The 5068-nt window shown below is 46.9% G+C and carries 9 protein-coding genes; all 9 read left to right on the forward strand.

The genetic code is table 11. The features are described 5' to 3' along the window. Positions 1-1014 precede the first annotated feature (1014 nt). The 9 genes from N5O98_RS26800 to N5O98_RS26840 are packed head-to-tail and all read left to right on the forward strand — an operon-like array spanning position 1015 to position 4656. Positions 1015-1359 (forward strand): molybdenum ABC transporter ATP-binding protein, encoded by a 345-nt coding sequence (locus N5O98_RS26800; RefSeq protein WP_117589824.1) that lies wholly within the window; start codon positions 1015-1017, stop codon positions 1357-1359. Further along, the gene (locus N5O98_RS26805) at positions 1356-1571 is read left to right on the forward strand and encodes a hypothetical protein (RefSeq protein ID WP_117589825.1); all 216 of its coding nucleotides are present in this window, start codon (positions 1356-1358) and stop codon (positions 1569-1571) included. The genes N5O98_RS26800 and N5O98_RS26805 overlap by 4 nt, the downstream gene beginning before the upstream one ends. 11 nt (positions 1572-1582) lie before the next feature. Further along, a complete protein-coding gene (locus N5O98_RS26810; protein WP_117589826.1) occupies positions 1583-1804 on the forward strand; it encodes a hypothetical protein in 222 nt (73 codons plus the stop codon). A 13-nt stretch (positions 1805-1817) separates the two neighbouring features. Continuing rightward, positions 1818-2246: a PcfK-like family protein gene (locus N5O98_RS26815; protein WP_117589827.1), complete on the forward strand. Its 429-nt coding sequence runs from the start codon at positions 1818-1820 to the stop codon at positions 2244-2246. Next, a complete protein-coding gene (locus N5O98_RS26820) occupies positions 2243-3526 on the forward strand; it encodes a PcfJ domain-containing protein (RefSeq protein WP_118170921.1) in 1284 nt (427 codons plus the stop codon). The genes N5O98_RS26815 and N5O98_RS26820 overlap by 4 nt, the downstream gene beginning before the upstream one ends. 24 nt (positions 3527-3550) lie before the next feature. Beyond that, positions 3551-3808, forward strand: a complete 258-nt coding sequence (locus N5O98_RS26825) for a hypothetical protein (RefSeq protein WP_117589829.1) — start codon at positions 3551-3553, stop codon at positions 3806-3808. A 12-nt stretch (positions 3809-3820) separates the two neighbouring features. Then, entirely contained in the window at positions 3821-4051 is a 231-nt protein-coding gene (locus N5O98_RS26830; protein WP_117589830.1) for a DUF3873 domain-containing protein, read from the forward strand. Next, positions 3991-4293, forward strand: a complete 303-nt coding sequence (locus tag N5O98_RS26835) for a DUF6956 domain-containing protein (protein ID WP_182426320.1) — start codon at positions 3991-3993, stop codon at positions 4291-4293. The genes N5O98_RS26830 and N5O98_RS26835 overlap by 61 nt, the downstream gene beginning before the upstream one ends. 54 nt (positions 4294-4347) lie before the next feature. Beyond that, positions 4348-4656 (forward strand): hypothetical protein, encoded by a 309-nt coding sequence (locus N5O98_RS26840; RefSeq protein ID WP_117589831.1) that lies wholly within the window; start codon positions 4348-4350, stop codon positions 4654-4656. Positions 4657-5068 lie beyond the last annotated feature (412 nt).

A 5068-nucleotide genomic window follows, 5' to 3' on the forward strand; every position in this document is an offset into this window, starting at 1 on the left:
TTGTTGCCGGAAGTTACTAAAAGAGTGTAAACCGCTGGAAATGAGCGTGTGTTAATTGCTCATTATGGTAATAGGTTACGGATTAGTAAGTTATCTACTACATTATTCTTCTGCGTATTGCGTAACCTTCAAAGAACTCTTCGTATGCAAAGGTAGCATTTTTATTGGGACTTTTGATGTAATCTCTCTGATTTTTCATTCTTATTTTCCGTAAAAGCAATTATTTGCGTCGGTACACCATCGTACAAAACAAGTTTTTGAACGAACGTGTGCCGACTATTGCATAAGCGGTGAGAAAAGGGTTCTGCCTCACGCCTAAACGATTGTTTAGACTGATGATGCAGAACCCCTTTCTTTTGTGCTTATGCCTAAGAGGTGCTTTTACGGATTTCTGACGATTTTTCTTTTCGCTGTTCCTTTGTGCCGGAAGCGGAAAGCCGTGTGTGACCGCCCGGTTCATAAATGAAACAAGCCGTCACCCACGGCAGGCAAACCGGGGAAGAATGATATTATTCGTCCGACCAGACAGGTCTGGCCAAACAGATAATATCATACTTCCTTGTTGGCGGTTTGCCCGGTTTCACGCTTCCGGCATTGTTCCCTTTTCTTTTTGTTGATTCCCTTTTTTACGGATTTCTCTTTTGAAATTTTCTACCTAATCTGCCTCTATTTCCGTTTACCTCCGTTTTTGCGCCTTTCAGTAGGCCGCATCAGACAGTCATTTTCGTGCTGGGTGCAAAGGTAACTCCGGGATCTGACGGGAAAGCAAGGTCAAGCCTCCTGTTTTGTGTGGAAATCTCCACACCTGCGCAGGCTTCGGGTAGTATTTCCGCCAAAAACCTTGCATTCCCTAATCCCTACCTTTTTAGGCACCCGAAACGAAAACGACCGATGCGACAGAAAGACGCATTAAAAAAAATGTCGGATAAACGAGAGGCAGATAAGATAGTTTGAAACTCAACTCCCTCAGCTCTTGAATCCGCATTAAAAATAAAAATCAAAAACAAAACGGATATGAGAATAGCAATGGCAACAAAATTCGTGGCTTGGGAAGTGCCGACATTGGAAGCACTGAAAGGCAGTAAGGTTTACAATCTCCGTGAGAAACTGAACAACGGAAGACAGATGAACCGAGAGGAAAAGGATTGGCTCACAGAAAAGGTGAACAGCAACACCTACTTCAAGAACGCAGTCCCCCTGCAAGGCTGGAGGTTTGACTTCTCCGATGTTCTCCGCACCTACCTCGTAAGCCAATACGGACAATGGACGGAATACAAGGCAACAGACAAGACAGGACTTCGCAGACTTCTGTACGGCAGGATAGACCGAATTGTGGAACTTCAAAAAGAAACATTATGACAGCAGCAATGGACTTCAGACAAATGGCGCAATACATAGGGTTCGCGATATGCTCCCTCATCGTGCGCACCGCCTTCGGGATGTTCGGCATCCTTTGGGGCATCATCAGAGAGATAGTAAACGGAGTGTTCCGAGTGGCGATAGGCATCATCGTGGCAATCCTATCCATCATCGCCTTCTTCGGTTTCATCCTTTGGTTGTTCACCCTTTAACACCTACCGATATGGCAAAGAGAAGCAACAAGACGGCAGCGCAGCAATGCAGATACTACGAGGTGGACAACATCTTCGAGTATATGGTGGAAACCTACATCAACGGCAATATATCCGTATTCCGTGAACTCTACCACGAACTGAACAAGGACACACGGAAAGACTTTATGGACTTCCTATTGAGTGAGGTAGAGCCGACCTATTGGAGAGAGATACTGAAACAGACCATCTAAAAACAACAGCGATATGAAAGGAACAGACCATTTCAAGAGAACGATACAGATGTACTTGGAGCAACGTGCGGAAGAAGACGCACTCTTTGCGAAGAACTACCGCAACCCTGCCAAGAACATAGACGATTGCGTGACCTACATTCTGAACTATGTGCAGAAAAGCAGTTGCAATGGCTTCACGGACGGAGAGATTTACGGACAAGCTGTACACTACTATGACGAGAACGAGATAGAGGTGGGCAAGCCTATCCAATGCCAAGTAGCCGTGAACCACGTTGTGGAACTCACCGCAGAGGAAAAGGCGGAGGCACGGCAGAACGCTATCCGACAATACCAAGAGGAGGAAGTCCGCAAATTACAGAACCGCAACAAGCCGAGAACCGCCACCAAAGCGACCGCCCAACCCATTCAAGAACCCTCATTATTTGATTTAGGCTTATGAAACCGAAAACACGCATACAGAAAGAGGTAGCCAAGTTAATCCGCAGACTACCCGAGCTGACCGAGAAGCAGACGGCATACGCATTTGAGCATTGCTTCAAGCACTATGCCCACAGAACGAAAGGCGGCATCCTCACTTGCACCGAGTGCGGACACCGATGGAAAAGCGAACATCCGCTTGCGGAGAGCGTATGCGGTTGCACCTGCCCCCATTGCGGAAAAGAACTTGAAGTGCTTGACACACGAAAGCGAGTGTTCAAGGATATGGAATACTTCTCCATCATCACCACCTGCAAGCAGTTCCAAGTTATCCGTTTCTTCGCAGTACACACAGAAAGAAAGGTGTGCCAGCCTGCCAAGTATTCCATCAACGAGGTAGTCCAGCGGTGGATTGCCCCCGACGGCAAGACAGAGACCGTGGCAAGGTTGCGGTGTCAAAGCCTATTCTATTGCGACCTATGGAATGAATGTAGCAGTATGGAAATCCGCAGTAACAAGACGTTCAGAGCATACGACATTGACCCTATCTGCACCTACCCGACCATAAAGGTCATACCCGAAACCATACGAAACGGATATAAGGGGAACTTCCACAACATCCTGCCATACGACTTCTTTACCGCTATCCTTTCAGACAGCCGAAAGGAAACCCTATTGAAATCGGGACAGACGGAAATGCTACGTCACTCCATTGTAAGGACTATGGACTTGCAGAGATATTGGAACTCCATCAAGATTTGCATCCGCAATGGCTATACCATTCCCGATGGCTCACTATGGTGCGATACAATAGACTTTCTCCGTCACTTCGGGAAAGACACCAACTGCCCGAAATACGTTTGCCCGACAGACCTCAAGGCTGAACACGACCAGTTGCTTGCCAAACGCAACCGACAGAGAGAGCGAGAGAGGACGGAAGCAGAACGGCAGAAGATGATAGAGAACGAGAAGAACTATCTGAAAGCCAAAGGAATGTTTTTCGGACTTGTATTCTCCGACAATCTTATCTTTGTCAAAGTCATTGAGAGCGTGGAGGAAATGGAAACCGAAGGACGACTGATGCACCACTGCGTGGGTGGCTATCATAACAAGGTGGACTCCCTTATCCTTTCCGCAACCATTGACGGCAAGCGAATAGAAACGATAGAAGTATCACTGAGAACGCTGAAAGTGGTACAGAGCAGAGGGGTGTGCAACTCCAACACCGAGTACCACGACCGCATCATCCGACTTGTGGAGGACAATGCCGGACTGATACAACAGCGGATGAACGTAGCATAACATCAACCTATAACACCGAACAATATGGAAGTACGAATTGAAAGCGTGGTAAATGTATGGGACGACCAAATCCCGATGTTGCTCATCAGCCTTGTGAACACGGCAGTGTTCGCAAGGAACGGGAGCGAGTTCAAGACCGCCATACGGCAGTTGTCCGAAAATACGGACTTGGACAAGTTCTTCGCCTATGGCTACGGACGCAACCACTTTTGGCTGAAACAGCGGCTTGTGTCAGATACGAGCAAGCACATGGAGAATAGACTACTGATTGTTGAATTTTAACCCTAAACGATTATGGCAACGCGAATGACCATTAACGGAGTAAGTACCTGCACGGAAGCAGGAACGGAGAAGTACGAACAATTCCAAATAGGTATCGGCAGACACAAGCGGACACTTGTGCAATATGACTACCGCCACACGGACGGAGAACTATTCTCTTGTGTCAAACCCACATTGGACGAGTGCCGAACCGCAAGGGAGAAGTGGCTGACTGCAAAGGAAGGAAAGGAAGGCAAACAATGAGCGCAACCTATCAAACGCTGATAGTCAAATTCTACAAGCCTATCACGGAATTGGACGGCATCTTTGACGATGCCGAAGCGTGGGGAGTTGATACCCTCAAAGGGTGGATAGAGGACTATGAGAGCAGTCGGTTTACCGCCATTGACACCCATACGGCAGTCATAACGAGCGAGTACAACATAGAGTGCGTGAAAGTGTGGCTGGAAAGAAACACACCCATAGCAGAGAAAACAGTGTCTTGAGCGTTTGGGCGGTGTCCGCACCGCCCAAACATAACCCCTAAAGAACAACGGAATATGATAGCAAAAACGATATATGAGCAGATAGGCGGCAGACGATTTGCCGTAATGACGGGAAGCCGTGACTTCGTGAATATGGGCAACGGCTTACGAATGAGCCTTGCAAGGAACAAGACGAGTGCCAACCGCCTTGACATCATCTATGACGGAGGGGCAGACCTCTACAATATGCGTTTCTACCGTAAGACCTTCAGCAAAAAGACATTTGAGTGTAGGACAAAGGACATCGAAACGCATGAGGGCATATATTGCGATATGCTGGAAGAAATGTTCACAATGGTGACGGGACTTTACACACGATTTTGAGAGGTGGGCGGCGAAAGCCGCCTACTTTCTTTCATGAGCATGATGGCGGGTAAGAAAGTAGCAAAGAAACCGCTGTTTTTTCGCTCAATAGCGATTTTTTGTGTACTTTTGTATTCAGTTAAAAGATTGAACGTAGGAGTATGTTTAATATCCACTCATTTCTTCGGGTGTCCATTGCCGACCTTTTACCAGTTTGCTCTTGGATGTATTAACTTGTTTAATTTCACTAAATCTCTGAACGATATGAAGACATTAGGTAACTTTTTAGAACGGTGGGCATTTGGCGAACTGGGCGGTTAATGCTCAAAAAAGAATGCGTGGTAAAAACAGATGCCGAAATCAATAGCTTCGCCATGAGGGTTCGACTCCCTCCCCGTCCACAAATTAAAAGAAAGAGGATAAGTCTATAAAG

It is taken from the genome of Bacteroides sp. LFL-34, from assembly GCF_027257075.1.
GTDB lineage: Bacteria > Bacteroidota > Bacteroidia > Bacteroidales > Bacteroidaceae > Bacteroides > Bacteroides ovatus.